This window comes from Streptomyces griseosporeus (genome assembly GCF_014656055.1).
Lineage (GTDB): Bacteria > Actinomycetota > Actinomycetes > Streptomycetales > Streptomycetaceae > Streptomyces > Streptomyces griseosporeus.
In genome coordinates, this window is sequence record NZ_BNBR01000007.1 from 80,923 (window position 1) to 100,752 (window position 19,830).

Here is a 19,830-nt window from a genome sequence, read left to right on the forward strand (position 1 = left end):
CTCACTTCATCGTCAGGAACCGCTGCACCAGCGCCGCGAACACCACCGCCAGCAGCGGCAGCGCGAACCAGAACGTGCCCTGCAGCCAGCGCAGCTGCCGCACGCTCGGCCGCACCGCGACCCGCACCACCTCGCGCGCGGTGAGCAGCAGGATCAGCGCGACGGCCGCGAGACCGCCGACCACCGACCACGGCGTCCACGTCACCTGCGGGCCGATCGGACCGGGATCGGCCTTCGCCACCCTGCCCTCCGGCTGCTGCTTCAGCGCGTACATCGTCACGTCCGCGTTGGCAAGGACCCGGGTCAGCTCCGGCCGCCGGTCCAGGTTGCGCACCAGCCGCGGCTCCCACGTGGCCGAGTAGCCCACGTCCAGCTGGAGATAGACGACCTGACTGCGGTTGACCATCAGATACGAGTTCGGGCCCGCGTCCTTCAACGCCTTGACCAGCCCGGACACCAGCACCGGATCGCTCGGCGCGAGCGTCGGCACGTACTGCACCTTCTCCATGTCCCGGGCGCCCCACGGCATCGCCGGCGTCACGTTGGTGTACGTGTCGTTGCTCAGCCACAGCAGGCGCACGGTCGGGTCGTCGTGCGCGTACACGTACTCCATGGCGGCGACCTCGCCGGGCCGGATCCGCTCGAACGGCTCGTTGCCCCAGCGGGCCACCAGGAAGCCGCCGATCAGCAGCAGACCGGCCAGCAGCGCGGCCAGCGGAGCGAGGCTGACCCGGTCCTTCTCGCGTTCCTCCACGGTGACGCCGGTGCGCGGGAACAGCGCGAGACCGGCGAGCAGCGCGGCGCCGGGCAGCGCGAACATGAACACGCGCAGCGCCATCTCACCGCCGTACGACTGCATGCCGAAGCCCAGGAACGGCACGAAGGTGAGCACCAGCAGCGACCGCTCCCGGTACTTGTGCTCGCGCCGCCGCCACCAGCCCCAGCAGGCGAACGCCATCACCCCGCCGGCCAGCGCCACGCGCGTGTACAGCACCAGCTTGTGCGTGGAGCTGCCGCCCTCGATACGGCCGGACACCGACGAGGAGACATTGCTGCCGACGCCGCCGACCCCGCCGAACAGCTCGTCGAAGTGGCCCGACCAGTACGGCTCGGCCATGAACCCGACCCACACCGCGACCAGCACCGCGAACAGCAGCGGCAGCCCGCGCAGTTCGGACTTGCCGAGGACGACGAGCGCCGCGAGGACGCCCAGCATCACGAACGGGGTGAGCTGGTGGGCGGGCACGCTCGCCGCGTACAGGCCGATCACCACCGCGAGCAGCACGGCCCGCTGCCGCCGGTCCGTCGGCTCGACCTCCGCCTCGCCGGGCCGCCATCTGCCCCACAGCACGCGCGGCGGGCGGAACCAGACCAGCAGGATCGCCACGAACATCAGGTACAGCAGATAGGTGAAGCCCTGCGGGGAGAAGTAGTCCTGGCCGACCCAGCCGCCCAGCACGAACACCCAGACGCCGGTCCACTTCGCCCGCCAGCTCGCCCGCATCGACCGCACCAGCAGGAACATCGGCACGAGGTAGCAGAGCTGGATCGCCGTCGGCCACCAGCGGATGACCTCCGTGTAGTCGGAGACCCCGCACGCCTTCAGCACGAACGCGGCGACCGCGAAGAACCCCGGCCAGCTCCAGCGCGCGTCCAGGTCCGGCACGGCGGACCCGGTGCGGTCGATGTAGTCGAGGAAGCCCAGATGCTGCCAGGCCGTCGCGAACCGCGGCTCCGCCTCCAGCACCGCGGGCAGCGCGTGCAGCGAGACCACGGTCGCGAGCAGCGTCACCAGCAGCAGCGCCCGGTGCTCCCGGCCGAGCCACAGCAGCGAGGCGAACACCACCGCCAGCAGCGCCGCCCCGGCCAGCGTCGGCAGCGGCAGCACCTCGACCAGCCCGAGCCCGCCCATGCCGTCCAGGTCGGCCTCGCCGAGCCGCAGCGCCGGCACCCAGTACAGCAGCAGTGCCGCCGTCAGCAGACAGCCGAGGATGAGACCGGCACGGGTGGGCAGCCACCGCGAGCGCGCCGGCCCGTCCGGCACCTGCTCCGGCGGCTGTTCCGGCCGTACCGGCTCCGCCTCCTCGCGTACGGCGGTCTCTCCTGCGGCGGTCTCTCCTGCGGCGCCCTCCCGTACGACGGCCGGGTCCGTGGCGTGGTCGCCGAAACCGGCGTCGAACACCTCCTCGAACGGGGCGTCCACCTCCGGTTCCCGCTCCTCGACCGGCAGTCCCAGCTCCACCACCGCGGGTGTCCCGAGTGGCGGTGTGCCGGGCCCGGGGCGGACGTCCGGGCGGCGTTCCTGGTGGTCGAAGTCGAGGTGCATGCCGAGCGCGAGGGTGTCCTTGTCCAGCGCCCAGGTGGGCCGCCGCCGCACACCGGCCGGCTCGGCGGGCGTTCCCAGGTCGGCGAGGTCCCCGTCCGGCGCGGTGTCCTCGACGACGTCCGCCGGAGCCGACCTGACCGTCCGGTACAGCCTGGGCGCGGCGATCGCGACGATCACCGCGAGCGAGGAGATCTCGGCGACGCCCGCGCCGGTCAGCCCCATGCGGGGCAGGAGCAGCAGCGTCAGCGAGAGCACCAGCACGCACAGCAGGCCCTGCAGCCAGGCCAGTCCGGCGGTGCGGCTCTGCGCGCGCAGCACCGAGAAGTACGTCTCCATCACGACCCGCAGCACCGCGCCGACCGCGAACCAGCGCAGCAGCGGCGTCGCCGCGTCCGCGTACCCCGGCCCGAACACGCCGAGGATCCAGGGCGCGCCGACGAACAGCGTCCCGGCCACCGGCAGCATGATCCGGGCCATCCGCTTCAGCGCGGCCCGGGTGTTGGCGGCGAGCCGCCCCGGGTCGTGCGAGCCCTCGACGGTGAGCGAGGCGCCCATGTTGATGGCGAGCAGGTTGCATGTGCCGCCGATGGTGGTGGTGATGTAGAAGTACGCGTTGTCCTCGGAGCTGACCTGCGCCGCGATGATGACCGGGACCAGATACACCACGGCCAGCGAGAACAGCGAACCGGTGTAGTCCCCGGCGAGGAACCGCCCGGTCTCACGCAGCGTCGGCGGCCGGGTGCGCCCCTCGGTCGCCGCCACGTGCCGCGGCACCAGCCGGCGGAAGACCAGCCAGCCCAGCGGCAGCACCGAGAAGGCGATCGCCGCGACCCAGGAGACGAACACGCCGGACGTCGGGATCGCCACCGCGAACGCCACCAGCAGCGCCAGCTTCACCGCCGAGAACACGGTGTTGCCGACCGGCACCCACAGCGCGCTGCGCAGCCCGGTCAGCACCCCGTCCTGGAGGGTGAGCAGGTTCCACGCGATCACGGCGACGACGAAGCCCAGCCCGTTGAGCGGACCGTGCAGGAAGCGGTACGACGGCCCCCACGCGTCCAGCGTCAGCAGGAACACCGCCGCGGCCACCGCCACCACCAGCGAACTGCCCGCGTAGGTGCGGAAGATGAACCGCCCGGTGGTGCGGCCGGCGACCGGGATGAACCGGGCCAGGGCACCCGTCAGCGTCACCGCGGTCAGCCCCGCGAGGAGCTTCATCGCGGCGATCGCGGCGGAGCCCTGGCCGACCGCCGACTCGTCGTAGTACCGGGCGGCGGCCAGCCAGAAGCCGAGGCCGAGCACCGCGGAGATACCGGTGTTGAGCATCAGCGCGTAGGCGTTGCGGAACAGCTGGCTGCCGCCGCCCGGCGCCCTGCCCCGGCCGGGCAGGCGCAGCAGCCGGCGGCGGCCCGGCGGCCCGCCCCCCTCGGCCGCCGGCGACGCTTCCTGGGCTGTGGTCGTCGTGTCAGACACGGTCGGGGATGGCCTTCCGGCGGATCTGGCGTGCTCTTCGGACCATCGCGTACCCCTTGGTGAGCACGCGGTCCCGGGCGAAGGTGCGGGTGATCGCCCGGCCCTCGACGAGCCGGGCGAACTCGTCGATGCCGGTGCCGCGCCGCACGGTGACGCGCCGCAGCGCGTACGGCCCCTGGCGGCGGTGCGCGAGGGCGTTGCCGACGGCGAGCGCCTGGGCGAACCCGGCGTCGCGCACCGCCTGCCGCACCCGGCGGCTGGAGTAGCCGTAGGGGTAGGCGAACGACACCGGCAGGGCGCCGAGTTCACCGGCGACGATGTCCCGGCACCGGGTCAGCTCGCGGCGCAGCCGCATGTCGTCGAGCTGGTCCAGCTGGGGGTGGGTGTGGCTGTGCCCGCCGATCTCGACGCCGGACGCGGCCAGCTCGCGCACCTGGTCCCAGTCGAGCATGGTGTCCAGGGCGCCGCCGGTGTCGTGCGCGCCGCGCAGCCAGCCGGTGGACACGAACAGCGTCGCCGGGAAGCCGTGCTCGGCCAGCACCGGCAGGGCGTGCCGGTGCACGCCCTCGTAGCCGTCGTCGAAGGTGATCAGCACGGGCCGCTCGGGCAGCGGCGCCCCGGAGCGCCAGCACGCGGCCAGCGTCGCCGTGGTGACCGGGGTCAGGCCCCGGTCGCCGAGCAGCGCCATCTGCTCGGCGAACGCCTCCGGCGCCACCGACAGGGCGCGGGTGGCGCTGTTCGGGCCGGCGGCGACCGCGTGGTACATCAGGATCGGCACGGGTGCCTCACTCATCGGCGGCCTCCGCCCTCGCGATCGACGGCACCGAGAAGGCCGTACCGCCCCGGCGCGCCCGCAGGCTCCCGACGACGTACCCGCCCGCCGCCGCGCACACGCCGGCGACGATGGCGCCCGCGCGGCCCGCGCCGCCAGGCCGGGCCAGCAGTGCGTCGCGCAGGCCGCGCGCGACCCCGGCGGGCAGCACCCGGGTGGTGTACCGGCGTTCGGACTCCAGGCCCTTGTCCGCGCCGACGCTGCGCGCGACGAGCGCCTTGGACAGGCCCTCGGCGTAGGCGCGGGCGCGGAAGTAGGCGAAGTGCTCGCGCGCCTTCGGCACCCGGTGGTGGATGACGGCCCGGTCGTCGATGAGCAGGACCGCGTCGGGCCGGGCGCGGGTGAGGCGGATGCACAGTTCCGTCTCCTCGCAGCCCAGCGGGCGCCGGTCGCCGTCGCGGCCGATGCCGGTGGCGAAGCCGCCCGCCGCGTCGAAGGCGGCGCGGCGGAAGGAGGCGTTGCCGCCGAGGACGTTGCGCACCCGGACCCGGCCGGGCGGCAGGCCCTTGTAGGTGCAGCCCACCACCCAGTCGAACTCCTCCGGGAACCAGTCCGGCCGGCGGCCCGACGCCCACACGGGCACCGTGCGCCCGCCGACGGCCATCACCCGCGGGTCGGCGTACCCCTCGGCGAAGTGCCGGAGCCAGTCCCGCTCGGCGACGGCGTCGTCGTCGAGGAACGCCACGATCTCGCCGCGGGCGGCGGCGATGCCGGTGTTGCGGCCGGCGGACAGGCCGCGCGGCCCGGCGTTGGCGAGGACGCGGACGTCCCCGTCCTCCTTGTACTCGCGTGCCAGCCGGTCCTTCAGCGCCGGGTTGTGGTCGACGACCAGCAGCGTCTCCAGGGCCGGGTACGACTGCGCCCGCACCGAGGAGACCGCCGCGAGGATGTCCGTCCAGCGGTCCTCGGTGTAGACGCAGACGACGACGGACACCCCGAGGGCCGGTGCCGGGCCGGGACCGGGTGGTGTGCCGGGATCGCTCAACGCACCTCTCCCCGCACCGGGCCGAGCATCGGGGAGCGGCGGTCCTGGCGGCGCAGCTCACGGCGGTTGGAGCGCTCCTTGAGGATCACCTTCAGCACCCGCAGCCCGTCCCGCACGGCCCGCAGATTGCTGGTGCCGTGGATGCGCAGGTACTCGTGGCTCGGGATCTCCTGCACCTTCAGGCCGGCCTTGACGACCCGGATGTTCATCAGGGTCTCCACCTCGAACCCGGTGCAGTCCAGCTCGATCTTGTCCAGGCAGTGGCGCCAGAACGCGTTGTAGCCGTAGCAGAGGTCGGTGTACCGGGCGCCGAACTTGCGGTTGACGGCCGTGCACAGCGCCCAGTTGCCCAGCTTGCGGATGAAGGTCATGTCGTCGGTGCCGCCGCCGTTGGCGAAGCGGGAGCCCTTGGCGAAGTCGGCACCGGAGACCAGGGCGGAGACGTACGACACGATCTCGTTGCCGTCGGCGGAGCCGTCCGCGTCGACCATCACGATGATGTCGCCGGTCGCGGCCTCGAAACCGGTGGTCAGGGCATCCCCCTTGCCCCGGCCCTGCTGCCGCACCACTTTGACGCCGGGCCACAGGTCACGGGCGACCTCGACGGTGTCGTCGGTGGAGTTGCCGTCCACCAGGACCACTTCGTGGATCCAGGCGGGCAGCGTCTTGAAGACGTACGGAAGGTTCTCCGCCTCGTTCATGGCCGGTATCACCACGCTGACCGGCGGGGTTATCGCCAGGTGCGAGGAGATCGGCCGGTACTCGCCGGCCGTCTCGGGCGCCTGACTGCGCGAAGGCAGAACTGAGCTCATGGAACGGTCCCTCTCGTCCGGCGGACCGCCCGCCCCTGGGCGGCCCGGCTGTGTGTCCGGTTCGAAAGGGGGGTATCTCACGCACGGCACGGACATCTGACGCTCCGTGTCCATGGGTGAGCTGGCAAAGTGGCCGGTCTGCCGCTGGCGGGCAGCCGGTCGCGCGGCACGACTCGGTCACAGAAGCGGTCACCGAGCACGGCACCCCCCTACCGCGCCCCGCCCCGGAACGTCGCGGTCCTTGAGCCCTCCCCATGAGCCGCTGTGTGACGGACCGTTGCGGGTGAGATGTACGACGGTATTGACGATTGAACCAGTATGGCAAGACCTGGAACGAGGTCTCACGTTTTTCGTTGATCGTCGCGCTTGTGCTGAATTCGAACGGATCTGTCCGATCCGCTTGAGCGATCTGCTCGTTGCGCACGCACACTCAGGTGCGGCCGCGCCACCGCCGCAGCAGGACCAGCAGGAACACAAGCGCGCTGATCACGGTCACGGCCGCGACCCCGCCGCGCACCGACCAGCGGTGTACGGCGAGCATGCCCTGGGCCACCAGCATGTTCATCACGATCGCGCCCGCAACCGCGGCAACGGTCCGACCGAACGGATCCAGCCCGCGCAGCGCGGCGGCGATCGCCGCGGCCGGGGTCGCGAGCAGGAAGAACAGGGTGAGCGGGCCGCGCAGCGGCGAGGCCGAACCGGTGAACACGAGCAGCGCGCCGCACACGGCGACGGCCGTCGCGGCGCCCGCGAGCAGCGGTGACAGGTCCCGGCGCGGTACCGGCGGTTCCGCTTCGGTGCCGTCCGGCGGGCCTGATGAACCTGTCCTGATGCGGATGGTCTGCATTGCCGACTTTTCCCCCCGAAGCGCCGGATGCCGGGCTTCAATGTCGCGCAGCCCCGTACGGGCCGTCAAGATGCGGAACCCGTCCGGCCCGGCCGTCCCCGCCCTCTCCGGCACCCCGTATTTGACGCGCCGTCAATAATATTTTTGACATGGACACTTCCTGTCAACACGCGTAGCTGCTACCAAAGTTCTGGCAGAGATCCTGCTAAAGGGAGGTTCCATGAGACGTTCCCGCTTTGTCGTTTTCGTCACCTCGCTCCTCCTCGCCGTCGGTGCCGCCCTGACCGGGGCCGCCGCGGCACAGGCCTCCGAAACCGCCGTCTCCGGCGGCTATGTGGCCCTCGGCGACTCCTACTCCTCAGGCGTCGGCACGGGCAGCTACATCAGCTCGAGCGGCGACTGCAAGCGCAGCACCAAGGCGTACCCGTACCTGTGGAACGCCGCCCACGCCCCGTCCTCGTTCACCTTCGCCGCCTGCTCGGGCGCCCGAACGGATGAAGTTCTGGCGAGTCAGCTCGGCGGGCTCAGCAGCTCCACCGGCCTCGTGTCGATCAGCGTCGGCGGCAACGACGCAGGCTTCGCCGACGTCATGACGACCTGTGTGCTGAACTCCGACAGCACCTGCCTCTCCCGCATCAACACGGCCAAGGCGTACGTCGACTCGACCCTGCCGGGCAAGCTCGACACCGTCTACTCCGCGATCCGCAGCAAGGCACCCAACGCCCGCGTCGTCGTGCTCGGCTACCCCCGCTTCTACCAGCTCGGCACGGTCTGCCTCGGCCTCTCCGAGACCAAGCGGGCCGCGATCAACGACGCGGCCGACTACCTGGACAGCGCCATCGCCAAACGCGCCGCCGACCACGGCTTCGTCTTCGGCGACGTCCGCACCACCTTCACCGGGCACGAGATCTGCTCCGGCAGCTCGTGGCTGAACAGCCTCAACTGGCTCAACATCGGCGAGTCGTACCACCCCACCGCCGCCGGCCACTCGGGCGGCTACCTGCCGGTGCTCACGAACGCGGCCTGATCCCCTACGGGCCGCGCTCGCGCCCCCTCAGGGGGTCGCACCGGGCGCAGGAGAGGAGGCCCCGCCCGACGGGGTCTCCTCGACGCACGTCACCGAGAACGTCACCTTCTCCGACGAGGTGTGCACCGGCGAGCGCACCTCCACACCGATCGCGTTCTCGTACGTCCCGCTCTCCGCGTACGTCGTCACGGTGACCCGGTCCTGCCGGGTCCGCCCGCCGCCCTCGGGGAACGACAGCGTCTTCCAGCCCGGGTCGGTGACCTCCCCGTCCCGCGCCACCCACCGGTAGTCCACCCGCGCCGGCAGCCGCCCCACCGTGAACGTCGCCGTGAAGGCGGGCGCCTGCTCCCGCGGCGGCGGACAGCTGCCCGAGTACTCCGTGTGTGCGCCGGCCACGCTGACGTGGACCGTCTGCGGGGGAGGGCTGGAGGTGCTTCGGCTCGGGGTGGGCGTCGGCGTCGCTTCCGGGGTCGTCCTGGTCTCGCTCGGCGTCGGCGTCGGTGTCGTCGGCGTGGTCGCGGGCGCCCCGCGGCTGCTGCTCGCCGCGCCCGCGGTGCCCCCGTGCCCGCCCCCGCCGTCCCGGTCGAGCAGTGTGTACGTCAGCCCGCCGATCGCCAGCGCCAGCGCGGCCAGCCCCGCGATCAGCACGACGGCCGACCGGCGCCCGCGGTCTCGCTCCTCCTCCGGCTCCCCGTATCCGGTCTCCACCACCGGCACCGGCGCGGGCATCGGCAGGGGCGGCGTCGGCCCCGGCCGCTCCGGATGCGCCGCGGTCGTGGGCGCGTACGGCAGACCGGCCGCCGCGCCGGTGCGTGCGGTGCCGCCCGCCCCGATCACCCGCAGGTCCCGCTCGGCCGTCTCGGCGGGCACCCGCTCGGCCGGGTCCTTGCGCAGCAGCGCCTCGATCACGGGCGTGAGCGGTCCGGCCCGGCGCGGCGGCGGCAGCTCGTCGTCGACGATCGCGCGCAAGGTGCTCAGCGGTGTGTCGTGGCGGAAGGGGGAGTGGCCCTCGACCGCCGCGTACAGCAGCACGCCCAGCGACCACAGGTCCGACTCGGGGCCCGGCGTGCGGCCCAGCGCCCGCTCGGGGGCGAGGAACTCCGGCGAGCCGATCACCTCGCCGGTCATGGTCAGCGCGGAGCTGCCCTCGACCATCGCGATGCCGAAGTCGGTGAGGACCACCCGGCCGTCGTTGGACAGCAGCACGTTGGCGGGCTTCACGTCCCGGTGCAGCACCCCCACCGCGTGCGCCGCCCGCAGCGCGGCCAGCACCTCGGCGCCGATGTGCGCGGCCCGCTGCGGGGCGATCGGGCCCTCGGCGTCCAGGAGTTCGGCGAGCGAGATGCCCCGCACCAGCTCCATCACGATCCACGGCCGGCCGTCCTGTGTGGCCACGTCGTACACCGTCACCACGTTGCGGCTCGCGACCCGGGCCGCCGCCCACGCCTCGCGCTCCAGCCGGGCGTACATGCGCTCCACGTCGGACGCCGGCAGCCCCGCCGGGGCGCGGACCTCCTTGACGGCGACCTCGCGGTGCAGCACCTCGTCACGGGCCCGCCACACCGTGCCCATCCCGCCCTCGCCGAGGGGGGACAGCAGACGGTAGCGGCCCGAGATCACCCGTTCACGGCCCGGCTCTTCGGACACGGTGCCCCCATTTCGCATCCGGGCGAACTGTCTGTTTCTCCACGTTCTCCACGAAGGTAGCTCAGCCGAGTGCCGATGCCGCCCCCTTGAGCACCAATCCGGCTCCCAGGGCCACCACGACCGACGCGGACCCCAGCGGCGCGACCCGCCGCACCAGCCCCGCCAGCGGGTGCGCGGTCCACCGGGGCCGCCGCTCCAGCAGCCGGGCCATGCCACCGCCCAGCCGGACGACGGCGACGCCGGCCGCGGTGAGCGTCAGCGCCAGCCCGGCGCCGTAGGCCACCACGAGGACCAGCCCGAACCAGGCCTTCCCGAGCGCCGCCGCGCCGACCAGCACGACGACCGCGGAGGGACTGGGCACGAGCCCACCGGCGAAGCCGAGGAGCAGGGTGCCGCGGAGGGTGGGGGAGACGGGGTGGGTGTGGGGGACGCCGCCGTGGGTGTGGACGTGGGGGTGGGGGTGGTCGTGGTCGTGGGGGTGCTCGTGAGCGCCGTCGGGGTCGGCGGTGGGGTGGTCGTGGCTGTGGCTGTGGCTATGGCTGTGGTCATGGTCGTGCGCATCCCCGTGGCCATGGCCATGGCCGTGCCCCTGCGCCCGCCCCCGCAGTGCCCGTCGTACGAGTGTGCCGCCCGCCACCATGACCAGGGCGCCGCTCGCCATGCCCAGCCAGGCGATCACCGAGGGCGCCGCGGCCGAACCGGCGGTGACGAGGAGGCCGAGGGCGACCACGCCGAGGGTGTGGGTGACGGTGACCGACGCGGCCAGCGGCAGCACGTCCGTCAGCCGGGCGCGGCCCCCGCGGGCGGCGGCCGTCGCGGCCATGAGGGTCTTGCCGTGCCCCGGGGCGAGGGCGTGCAGCGCGCCGAGGCCGACGGCGACGACCAGGGCGAGGGCCGCGAAGCCCACGGTGAGGTCGTGCCGGGCGACGAGCGAGTCGAGGGCACGGGTGAAGCGGTCGGCGCCGCGCGGCAGCACGGACGCGGCGGGGGCGTCGGTCGTCTCCTCGGCCAGGGCCGGGCCGCCGGGCCGTACCCGCAGGGAGGCGGTGACGGTGTGGGCGGGGGAGGAGAGCAACTCCCCCGGATACTGAGTCAGTCGCCGCGAGGCGGACCGCTCCGGCACGTCGGAGGCGGTGAGGGTGGTCCGGTCGCCGCGCGCTGTGATCTCCCGCCAGCCGGGGCCGGAGTCGGCGCCCGCGCTGTGGAACGCGAGGGCGACGGAGTCCGCGCGGGGCAGGGGAGCGGTCAGCCGGCACTCCACGCGCAGGGTGTCGAGCCCGGCCTGCCCGGGCCGCACCAGCACCCGGCCGCTCTCGGCGGTCAGGGCGACGGCGCGCCCGTCGACGGTGACGGTGCTGCCCTCGGCGGCCTCCCGGCACCGCTGCCGCGCCCACGCGTCCCGACCGAGCCGCCGCAGTGCGGGCTTGGCCTGGGTGGCGGGGATCTCGGCGAGGTCCTCGACGTGGTCGACGCGCAGGACTCCGGGGGCGGCGACGAGGCCGTCGTAGCGGTTGACGGTGAAGTTGCCGAGCGGGTGCGCGTGCGCCGAGGCCGCGGGCAGCAGCGCGATCGCGGCGGCGGTCGTGAGGACGGCGGCGCAGGAGGCGAGGAACCGACGGACGGTCACCGGCCGGCCTCCAGCGCGGTGCGGGCGGCGCGGGCGCCGAGCGGGGAGAAGCCGGGGTTGAGCTTCAGAGCCGCCGTGAGCGCGGCGCGGCCCTCGGCGGAGTGTCCGGTGGCGCGTTCGATCACGCCGCGGTGGTAGAGGAAGGACGCGTTGCGGTAGCCGGTGGCGGTGGCGCGCCGGGCGTAGGGGAGGGCTTCGGCGTCCCGGCCGCTGACGTGCAGCGCCCAGGCGAGGGCGTCGGCGGTGTGCACGGTGTGCCGGCGGGCCCACTCGGCGCGGGCCGCGCGCAGGGCCGTGGCGGCGTCGCCGTGGTCGGCGGCGGCGAGCGCGGTGTCGAGGTCGGCGTCGACGCCGTTGGCCCGGGCCAGCGCCGCCCAGGCGCCGACCAGGTCGTACTGCTCGCCTGCCTTCTCCCGTTCGCCGCCCGCCTCGTACAGCTCGCCGAGCGCGACCAGCGAGCCGGGCAGCGGAGCGCGCGAGACGACCAGCTCCAGGTCCCGCACGGCCGCCGCGCGGTCACCGAGCGCGGCCCGGGCGCGGGCCCGGCCCTCCAGCGCGGGCAGGTAGGTGTCGTCGGCGGCGAGCGCGCGGGCGTAGTGCCGCAGGGCGCCGCGGTAGTCGCCCTGGTTCCAGGCGAGCTGGCCGAGCTGGCCGGCGACGTACGCGACGTCGCCGCGGGCGGTCGCGGACGCCAGGGCCTGCTCCAGCACGCGGCGCGCGCCGGTCACATCGCCGCGCAGCTCACGGACGTAGGCGTACCGCGTGAACACCGGGATGCCGGGCCGCCGCGCGTCGGCGAGATCGGCGGCGCGGGCGGCCTCCGCGTACCGGCCCAGCTCGACCAGGGCGTCGATACGGCTGCACAGCGCGCGTTCGCTGTAGGGGTTCCGCGCCAGGGCGCGCTCGGCGTCGGCGAGGGCGCCGGTGAAGTCGTGCCGGGCGGCGGCGAGGGCGGCCCGGCCGGCCAGGGCGGCGTCGTTTCCGGGCCGCAGCTCCAGCGAGCGCCGCAGCGCCCGCTCGGCCTGCGGATAGCGCGAGGGGTCGCCCTGGGTACGGGCCTGCTCGACGTAGGCGAGCCCGAGCGTGGCCCAGGATCCGTAGTCCCTTGGCTGGGAGCGGAGCCGTTCCTGCAGCCCCGCGACCTGGGCGTCCAGATCCCCGCCCGCGAGCAGGGCCGGGTCGGCACCGGCGGGCGCCGCGACGGCGACGCCGCCCCCGCCGTCCCGCACGCTCCCCACGGCCACGGCCCCCGCACTCAACGCCACGGCCAGCAACAGCCCGCACCCCACCAGCCCCCGCGCCCGCCGCCCGGCGTCCCGGAACCGCCGCACGGCGGCGACACGCCGAGCCGCGCTCGGGGCGGCCTCCCTGGTGCTGTCGGTGCCGCCCGAACTCCTCGCGCTCTCGGCACTCTTCGCACTCTTCGCGTTCTCGGCGTTCTCGGCGCCCTCGGCCGGACCCGGCCCTGTCTCCGGGCCCGGCCGAAGCGGACGGGTGGCCTGTCGCTCCTGGCCGGTGTCGTGCGTGCGCGGGGCCATGCCCCCTCCTCGTTCGGCGTGCTGTGCAGGGACGTCGGGGGCGCGGCCCGTGCCGTGGGGGACGGGAGGTTTCACGGGCCGCGCCGGTCGGTGGGGCGGTGCGGTCAGTACGGCCGCTGCATGCGCCGGCGCCACCAGGCCAGGCCGGTGCCGATCAGCAGGACGCCCGCCGCGCCGGAGGCCGCCGAGGCGGCGATCAGGGTGGTGTCGGGGGAGCCGTCCGCGCCGGCCGGCTGGAGCGCGTCACCGAGCTGGCTGCGCACGTCCGCGTCCCCGCTGGTGCCCTTGGCGAGCGGGCCGCGCGAGCCCTCCGTCGGCAGGGCCACGTACGGGAAGGCCTTCTCGAACTCCTTGTCGTTCTTGTCGACCGCGTCGCCCAGGTCGTTCTTCGCGCCGACCAGCTCGCCCTCGACGACCTGCAGCGAGGCGTCGATGACGTCGTCGGTGAGCCGCCGCCCGTTGGGGAAGCCCGCGTTGTCGCCGTCCAGGACGCCGAGCCGCTTCGGGTGCATCGCCGGCTTGATCGAGGTGTTGAGGCGCAGCTGCTCCGAAGGGCGCACGTGCGGGGGCTGGTTGAGGCCCTCGACGCCCTTCAGGAAGACGTCGACGAGGTCGTTGCGCGGCTCGGCCGGTGCCTTGATCTTGTAGATCGCCTCGATGAGCTTCGGCAGCTCGGGGTTGGTGACGTTCGGCAGGAACTGCGCGTCGTCCCAGGGCGCGGACGCGTTGAACCGGTCCTTGTCCTTCTGCGGGTTGACCACCTCGTTCACCAGCGGGTTGCCCAGCCGGGAGACCTGCGTCCAGTCGCCGTGGGCGTTCTTGCGCTGGGTCGTGGACCAGATGCCGACCACCGGCTGGTGCATCGACTCGGTGATCATGTGGTTCGGCACCTGGAGGGCGATCGTGTTGACGTTGTAGCCCTTGAGGGTGTCGTTGCCGACCTCGGACAGGTTCCCGCCGTACAGCAGGTCGAAGACGCGCAGGTCGAGGAAGAACGGGTCGTCGGCCTGCCCGGCGAACGTGCTCGCGCCGGCCGCGGTCTTGTGCACCGCCTGGTGCCGCAGCTTCGCGTAGTCCGGCATGGACGCCTTGCCGACGTTCGACGGGGCCACCGGCACGTCGTCCGCGAGCTTCGTCCTGGACATCACGCGCTGGTGCCTCAGCTTCAGCAGGTCGACGTCGTAGGTCTGGGTGACGTTGAGATCCGGGTCGTCGAGGCTGTCGACCGTGCCCGTGTTGTACAGGAAGGTGTTCTTGTTCTTCACGTGCGTCTTGAAGGTGTAGCGGAAGACCAGGTCGCCCTGTGCGTCACCGTCGTTGTCGATGTGCAGGTCGTACTGGGCGTCCTCGGCGAACGTGTAGAAGTTCGGGCCGCCGGCCGGCTCCTCGAAGGGGATCCAGTCGGCGACGATCGTCGTCGTGTCCGGCTTGTCCGGGCTGACGAACGCGTACACGTCGGTGTTGTCGTACTGCGGGGTCCCCGAGATCAGCGGAGCCTCGCGGTGGCTGGAGGCGGACGCCTCCCCGGGGGCCAGCGCGGCGACGCCGGCGGCCGCGAGCCCCCCGGCGGCCAGCGCACCGCAGACGAGGGCCGCGACGCTCCTGCGCGCCGCCCCGCTCCTGGAGTCAGATGTCATGCCGTCCGTCCTCAGTTGCCGACTTGCCTTGGTGACCGGACATTCGAAGCGGCGCGCGGGGCGGATTGGTCGGCCGGAAGATTTTTTTCCGAGGTTCTTTTCCCGTCCCGGACCCGCGTTTTGGGGCCGCCGATCCGTAACACCCACCGGAGGTGTGCCTGCGTGCGAATGCCTGGTGTGGCGGGACGGGGCCGGTGCGGCCGGCGGAAGGGGGACGGCGTGGAGGCGGACGAGCTTCTGCTGCTGGTGGCGGGAGGGGACCACAACGCGTTCGAGCAGCTGTACGGTCTGGTCTCCGGGCCGGTGTTCGGCCTGGTCCGGCGGGTCGTGCGGGACGCCGCCCAGGCGGAGGAGGTGGCCCAGGAGGTGCTGCTCGAACTGTGGCGCTCCGCCCCGCGGTTCGACCCCGGCCGTGGCAGCGCCCTGTCCTGGGTGCTCACCCTCGCCCACCGCCGCGCCGTCGACCGGGTGCGCAGCGCCCGCGCGGCCGGGGAGCGCGAACAGCGCGAGGCCCTGCGCGCCGGGGCGACCCCCTTCGACCAGGTCTCCGAGGAGGTCGAGGCCGGCCTGGAGCGCGAGTGGGTCCGCCGCTGCCTGGACCGGCTCACGGCCCTGCAACGCCAGTCCGTGACCCTCGCCTACTACGACGGCTACACCTACCGTGAGGTGGCCGAACGGCTGAGGCTGCCGCTCGGCACGGTCAAGACGCGGATGCGCGACGGGCTGACCCGGCTGCGCGAGTGCCTGGGAGGTGCCGCATGAGCCTGCTCGACCGGCTGCTGCGCCGCGAGGACCCGCACTCGCTGGCCGCGCCCTACGCCCTCGACGCCCTCGAACCCGCCGAGCGGGTCCGCTTCGAGAGGCACCTCGCCCGCTGCGAGCGCTGCGCCGCCGAGGTCCGCGCCCTCGCCGAGGACGCGGTACGGCTCGCCTGGTCGGCGGCCGCGCCCGCGCCGCCCGCGCTGCGCGAGCGGGTCCTGGCCGCCGTACGCGCCACCCCGCAGGAAGCGGCGCGGGAGCAGCACACCCCGCAACTGCCGCCGCACGTCTGGGGCACGCAGCCGCCGCCGCGGCGCACCCGTGCGCCCCGGCCGCGCCCCCTGATGGTGCCGTTCGCCACGGCGACCGCCGCCGCGGCGCTCGTCGTCGCCGCCCTCTTCGCCGTCCAGGCGGGCCGGACCCAGGACCAGCTGAACGCCGAGCGGGACCGGTCGCGTGAGATCGCCCACGTTCTCGCCGCGCCCGACGCGCGGGCGGCGACCGGCACGGACGCCGAGGGACACAGCATCGGAGTGATCGCTTCCGCTTCGTCGGGGCGGGCGGTGGTGACGTTGCGCGGGTACGGCACCCCGCCGGGCGGACGCGTCCACCAGCTGTGGCTCATGCGCCCCGGCGCACAGCCCCGCTCCCTGGGCCTCTTCAGCGGCGACACGCCCTTGCTCGCCGACGGCCTGGAGAAGTCCGCGACATCACTCGCAGTGACCGTCGAGCCCGACGGAGGGTCACCTCGGCCCACCGGCCAGCCCATTGTCCAACTCGCCCTGGAATCGGTCGGATTCGGAGAGTAATCGTCCAGGCGTCGTCAACCCCCTTACGGGGAAGGTGAATCCTGCTACCGCGATACACGAGTGCCCCGACGGGGCGATAGGGTTACTCTGCCCGGGCCGGGCGGACTCGTACGGGTGGGGAGTGACATGGAGCAGATAACGATGCGCAGCAGGGCGAGGGTCCCTGCGATCACCTGCGGGAGCAGCGCGACCAGTTCGCGCCTCGACCGCCATCTGTCGGTGCTGGCGGGCCCCGCCATACCGCAGCGCGAGACGGTCGAGGCGACCACGCTCATGCGCGAACTGACCACGCGTGACACCACGCCCCGCAGCACCGGCAGCCGGGCCCGCGTCAGCCGGGTCTCGCTCTTCGCGCCCCTGCGCCGACTGCGCCGCTCCCTCTTCGGCAGCCACCGGCACTGACGTCCTGACGCCCCGCGCTCAGGCGGCCACACCGTCCCGGCGCAGCGCTGCGATCTCGTCGTCCGTCATCCCCACGGCGCGCAGCACCGCCCCGGTGTGCTCCCCGAGCGCGGGCACGTCCCCCATGCGCGGCTCCTCCCCGCCCGGCAGCGTGACCGGAGGCAGCAGCGCCCGCAACGGCCCCACCGGGGAGCCCACCTCCCGCCACCGCTCCCGCGCGGCGAGCTGGGGATGCCCGGCCAGCTCGTGCACATCCCTCAGGCGCGCGCACGCGATGCCCGCCGCCTCCAGCCGCCGTACCGCCTCGTCGGCGTCCAGCCCGCCCAGTGCCTGCCCGACCAGGGCGTCCGTCCGTGCCCGGTGCGCCACCCGCGCCGCGTTCGTGGCGAACGCCGGATCCTCCCCCAACTCCGGCCTGCCGAGCACCTGTTCGGCCAGCCGCCCCCACTCCCGGTCGTTCTGCACCGACAGCAGCACCCGCCCGCCGTCCGCCGTCGGATAGGCGTCGTACGGGGCGATGACCGCGTGCGCGAGCCCGGTGCGCTCCGGGGCGGTGCCGCCGTGCAGCGCGTGGTGCAGCGGATGCCCCATCCACTCGGCGAGCGCCTCCAGCATCGACACCTCCACCGGGCCGCCCCGCCCGGTCGCGCCCCGCCGCACCAGCGCCGCCAGCACGCCCGAGAAGGCGTACATGCCGGCCGCGATGTCGGCCGCCGGGATGCCCGCCTTCACCGGCTGCTCCGGGGTGCCCGTCACCGACACCAGTCCGGCCTCGCACTGCACGAGCATGTCGTACGCCCGCTTGTCCGCGTACGGCCCGCCCGCCCCGTAACCGGAGATGTCCACCGCGACCAGCCGCGGATGCGCCGCGCACAGCGTCGCGGCGTCCAGGCCGAGCCGGGCCGCCGCGCCCTGCGCGAGGTTCTGCACGAACACGTCCGCGTCCGCCACCAGCCGCCGCACGACGTCCAGCCCGCGCGGGTCCTTCAGGTCCAGGGCGACCGACTCCTTGCCCCGGTTGCACCACACGAAGTGCGAGGCGAGGCCGCGGGCGGCGGTGTCGTAACCACGGGCGAAGTCACCGCCGTCGACCCGCTCGACCTTGATCACCCGGGCGCCCAGATCGGCGAGCTGCCGGGTGGCGAACGGGGCCGCGACGGCCTGCTCGACGGTGACGACGGTGATGCCCTCCAGGGGCAGCGGCAGCTGGTCCATGGCCTGGATCATGTCCCGCCCGCCCCGGTTCTGTCATGACGCGCTTGTCACGCCCGAAAGGACTTGCGTCTCACCTCCGCGCGTAACTGCGTCTCACGCCCGCACGTCCTCGTGTCTCACGCCCGCGCGTACCTGCGCACGGCGAGCGGCGCGCACACCGCGATCAGCACCGCGCACCACACCAGCGACCCGGCGACCGGATGCGCCACCGGCCAGGCCGCGCCGCTCGGCACGGGCGCGTTGCCGAACAGGTCCCGCAGGGCCGTCGTCAGCGCGCTGATCGGGTTCCACTCGGCGAGCGCACGCAGCCAGCCCGGCATGCCGTCGACCGGGATGTACGCGTTCGACAGCAGCGGCAGCATGAACGTCGCGCTGCCCAGCTGCCCGGCGGCCTCCTCGCTGCGGGACAGCAGCCCGAGGAGGATCCCCGCCCAGGTGCAGGCGAACCGGAACAGCAGCAGCAGGCCCAGCGCGCCCGCGGCGGCGGCCGCCGACCCCTCCACACGCCAGCCCACCAGCAGGCCCACCAGCAGGAACGGCACCGTCCCGGCGGCCGTGACGACGAGGTCGGCGGCCGCCTGGCCGAGCGGGACGGCCGCCCGGCTGACCGGAAGGGTGCGCAGCCGGTCGGTCACGCCCCGGTGGACGTCCTGCGCGGCCTGGAACATGCCGGTCATCAGGCCGTTGGCGGCCGTGGCCACCAGCAGGCCCGGCACCAGGAAGGACCGGTACTGCTCGCCGGGCATCGCCAGGGCGCTGCCGAAGACGTACCCGAAGAACAGCAGCATCGTCACCGGCATGGTCTGGGTGAGGATCACCAGCCCCGGGTTGTTGCGCAGCCGCCGCAGCTGCCGGCCCAGCAGCACCGTGCCGTCGTAAGCGAGCGCGCTCATGCCGCCACCTCCGCGGTGCCCGCCACCGCGCGGTCCGTCAGCCGCAAAAACACGTCGTCCAGGGTCGGCGGCCGGATGCTCGCGTCGAGCAACGGCACGCCCGCCGCGTCCAGTTCGCGCACCAGGCGGGGCAGCGTGAGGGTGGTGTCCCTGGTGAGGGCCGCCACCGTCCGGCGCTCGGCGTCGAGCGACGGGCGCGCGCCGGTCAGCCGGTCCAGCACGGCCGCCGCGCCCGGCAGCGCGTCCGCGTCGGCGACGACCGCCACGGCCTGGGCGCCGACGGCCGCCTTCAGCTCGGCGGGGCTGCCGGTGTGGGCGACGCGCCCGTGGTCGACGAGGGCGATGTCGTCGGCGAGCTGGTCGGCCTCCTCCAGGTACTGGGTGGTCAGCAGCACGGTCGTGCCCTGGCTCTTCAGCTCCCGGACGGCGTCCCAGATCCGCGCCCGCCCCGCCGGGTCCAGACCGGTCGTCGGCTCGTCCAGGAAGAGCACCTGCGGGTGGCGCACCAGGCTCGCCGCCAGGTCCAGCCGACGGCGCGTGCCGCCCGACAGGGTGGACGCCGGGCGGTCCGCGGCCTCGGTGAGGCCGAAGCGCTCAAGCAGCTCGTCGGCGCGCGCGGCCGGACCGCGCACCCGGTGCAGCCGGGCGAACAGCCGCAGGTTCTCGCGCCCGGTCAGATCGCCGTCGACGGAGGCGTACTGCCCCGTCACGCCGATCCGGCGCCGCACCTCGGCGGCCTCCCGGACGAGGTCGTGCCCCGCGACCCGGGCCGACCCGGTGTCCGGGCGCAGCAGCGTGGTCAGCAGCCGCACCGCGGTGGTCTTGCCCGCGCCGTTCGGCCCGAGCAGCCCGCAGACCGTTCCCTCGGCCACGGCCAGATCGAGCCCGCGCAGGGCCCGCACCTCGCCGAAGCGCTTCTCCAGACCTTCACTCAGTACAGCGTACGTAGAAGTCATGGCAGGACCATAGCGCACTACGTACGCCGTACGTAACTACGATGG

Annotated in this window: 16 protein-coding genes; 4 read left to right on the plus strand and 12 right to left on the minus strand. The window is 73.9% G+C overall.

Going from position 1 to position 19,830, the window contains the following annotated elements:
* Position 1: 1 nt before the first annotated feature.
* The 5 genes from IE308_RS29545 to IE308_RS29565 all read right to left on the minus strand — a co-directional run bounded on the left by IE308_RS29545 (position 2) and on the right by IE308_RS29565 (position 7,275).
* Positions 2 to 3,799, minus strand: a complete 3,798-nt coding sequence (locus IE308_RS29545; protein WP_190220274.1) for a lipopolysaccharide biosynthesis protein — start codon at positions 3,797 to 3,799, stop codon at positions 2 to 4.
* Complete coding sequence (locus IE308_RS29550) at positions 3,792 to 4,592, minus strand: polysaccharide deacetylase family protein (protein WP_190220275.1); 801 nt, start codon at positions 4,590 to 4,592, stop codon at positions 3,792 to 3,794. The genes IE308_RS29545 and IE308_RS29550 overlap by 8 nt, the downstream gene beginning before the upstream one ends.
* Positions 4,585 to 5,616 (minus strand): glycosyltransferase family 2 protein, encoded by a 1,032-nt coding sequence (locus IE308_RS29555; protein ID WP_229909243.1) that lies wholly within the window; start codon positions 5,614 to 5,616, stop codon positions 4,585 to 4,587. The genes IE308_RS29550 and IE308_RS29555 overlap by 8 nt, the downstream gene beginning before the upstream one ends.
* On the minus strand, positions 5,613 to 6,428 hold the full coding sequence (locus IE308_RS29560; RefSeq protein ID WP_190220276.1) for a glycosyltransferase family 2 protein: 816 nt from the start codon (positions 6,426 to 6,428) through the stop codon (positions 5,613 to 5,615). Before IE308_RS29560 ends, IE308_RS29555 begins: the two co-directional genes overlap by 4 nt.
* Positions 6,429 to 6,858: 430 nt before the next feature.
* Positions 6,859 to 7,275 (minus strand): hypothetical protein, encoded by a 417-nt coding sequence (locus tag IE308_RS29565; RefSeq protein ID WP_229909245.1) that lies wholly within the window; start codon positions 7,273 to 7,275, stop codon positions 6,859 to 6,861.
* A 220-nt stretch (positions 7,276 to 7,495) separates the two neighbouring features.
* Here IE308_RS29565 and IE308_RS29570 point away from each other — a divergent pair, with 220 nt between their 5' ends.
* Positions 7,496 to 8,302 carry an SGNH/GDSL hydrolase family protein gene (locus IE308_RS29570; RefSeq protein WP_190220277.1) on the plus strand — a complete coding sequence of 269 codons (807 nt, stop codon included), beginning with the start codon at positions 7,496 to 7,498 and terminating at the stop codon, positions 8,300 to 8,302.
* Positions 8,303 to 8,329: 27 nt separating this feature from the next.
* Here the strand turns inward: IE308_RS29570 and IE308_RS29575 are convergent, their stop codons facing one another.
* The 4 genes from IE308_RS29575 to IE308_RS29590 all read right to left on the minus strand — a co-directional run bounded on the left by IE308_RS29575 (position 8,330) and on the right by IE308_RS29590 (position 14,751).
* Positions 8,330 to 9,967: a serine/threonine-protein kinase gene (locus IE308_RS29575; protein ID WP_190220278.1), complete on the minus strand. Its 1,638-nt coding sequence runs from the start codon at positions 9,965 to 9,967 to the stop codon at positions 8,330 to 8,332.
* A 43-nt stretch (positions 9,968 to 10,010) separates the two neighbouring features.
* Complete coding sequence (locus tag IE308_RS29580) at positions 10,011 to 11,576, minus strand: HoxN/HupN/NixA family nickel/cobalt transporter (RefSeq protein ID WP_190220279.1); 1,566 nt, start codon at positions 11,574 to 11,576, stop codon at positions 10,011 to 10,013.
* Positions 11,573 to 13,114 carry a tetratricopeptide repeat protein gene (locus IE308_RS29585; RefSeq protein WP_190220280.1) on the minus strand — a complete coding sequence of 514 codons (1,542 nt, stop codon included), beginning with the start codon at positions 13,112 to 13,114 and terminating at the stop codon, positions 11,573 to 11,575. The genes IE308_RS29580 and IE308_RS29585 overlap by 4 nt, the downstream gene beginning before the upstream one ends.
* Before the next feature lie 104 nt (positions 13,115 to 13,218).
* Positions 13,219 to 14,751: a DUF4331 domain-containing protein gene (locus tag IE308_RS29590; RefSeq protein WP_190220281.1), complete on the minus strand. Its 1,533-nt coding sequence runs from the start codon at positions 14,749 to 14,751 to the stop codon at positions 13,219 to 13,221.
* Positions 14,752 to 14,970: 219 nt separating this feature from the next.
* On the opposite strand from IE308_RS29590, the gene IE308_RS29595 reads away from it, so the two are divergent.
* The 3 genes from IE308_RS29595 (at position 14,971) to IE308_RS29605 (ending at position 16,721) form a co-directional block, all read left to right on the plus strand.
* Positions 14,971 to 15,513, plus strand: a complete 543-nt coding sequence (locus tag IE308_RS29595) for a sigma-70 family RNA polymerase sigma factor (protein WP_110627133.1) — start codon at positions 14,971 to 14,973, stop codon at positions 15,511 to 15,513.
* Positions 15,510 to 16,319 carry an anti-sigma factor gene (locus tag IE308_RS29600; RefSeq protein ID WP_190220282.1) on the plus strand — a complete coding sequence of 270 codons (810 nt, stop codon included), beginning with the start codon at positions 15,510 to 15,512 and terminating at the stop codon, positions 16,317 to 16,319. The genes IE308_RS29595 and IE308_RS29600 overlap by 4 nt, the downstream gene beginning before the upstream one ends.
* 126 nt (positions 16,320 to 16,445) lie before the next feature.
* On the plus strand, positions 16,446 to 16,721 hold the full coding sequence (locus IE308_RS29605) for a hypothetical protein (RefSeq protein ID WP_110627131.1): 276 nt from the start codon (positions 16,446 to 16,448) through the stop codon (positions 16,719 to 16,721).
* A gap of 18 nt (positions 16,722 to 16,739) precedes the next feature.
* Here IE308_RS29605 and IE308_RS29610 read toward each other — a convergent pair whose 3' ends face one another.
* From IE308_RS29610 to IE308_RS29620, 3 genes are all read right to left on the minus strand, one after another.
* On the minus strand, positions 16,740 to 17,936 hold the full coding sequence (locus IE308_RS29610) for a CaiB/BaiF CoA transferase family protein (RefSeq protein WP_229909249.1): 1,197 nt from the start codon (positions 17,934 to 17,936) through the stop codon (positions 16,740 to 16,742).
* A 116-nt stretch (positions 17,937 to 18,052) separates the two neighbouring features.
* Positions 18,053 to 18,829, minus strand: coding sequence for an ABC transporter permease (locus tag IE308_RS29615; RefSeq protein WP_110627130.1), 777 nt, complete (start codon positions 18,827 to 18,829; stop codon positions 18,053 to 18,055).
* Positions 18,826 to 19,785: an ATP-binding cassette domain-containing protein gene (locus tag IE308_RS29620; RefSeq protein ID WP_190220284.1), complete on the minus strand. Its 960-nt coding sequence runs from the start codon at positions 19,783 to 19,785 to the stop codon at positions 18,826 to 18,828. The genes IE308_RS29615 and IE308_RS29620 overlap by 4 nt, the downstream gene beginning before the upstream one ends.
* Positions 19,786 to 19,830 lie beyond the last annotated feature (45 nt).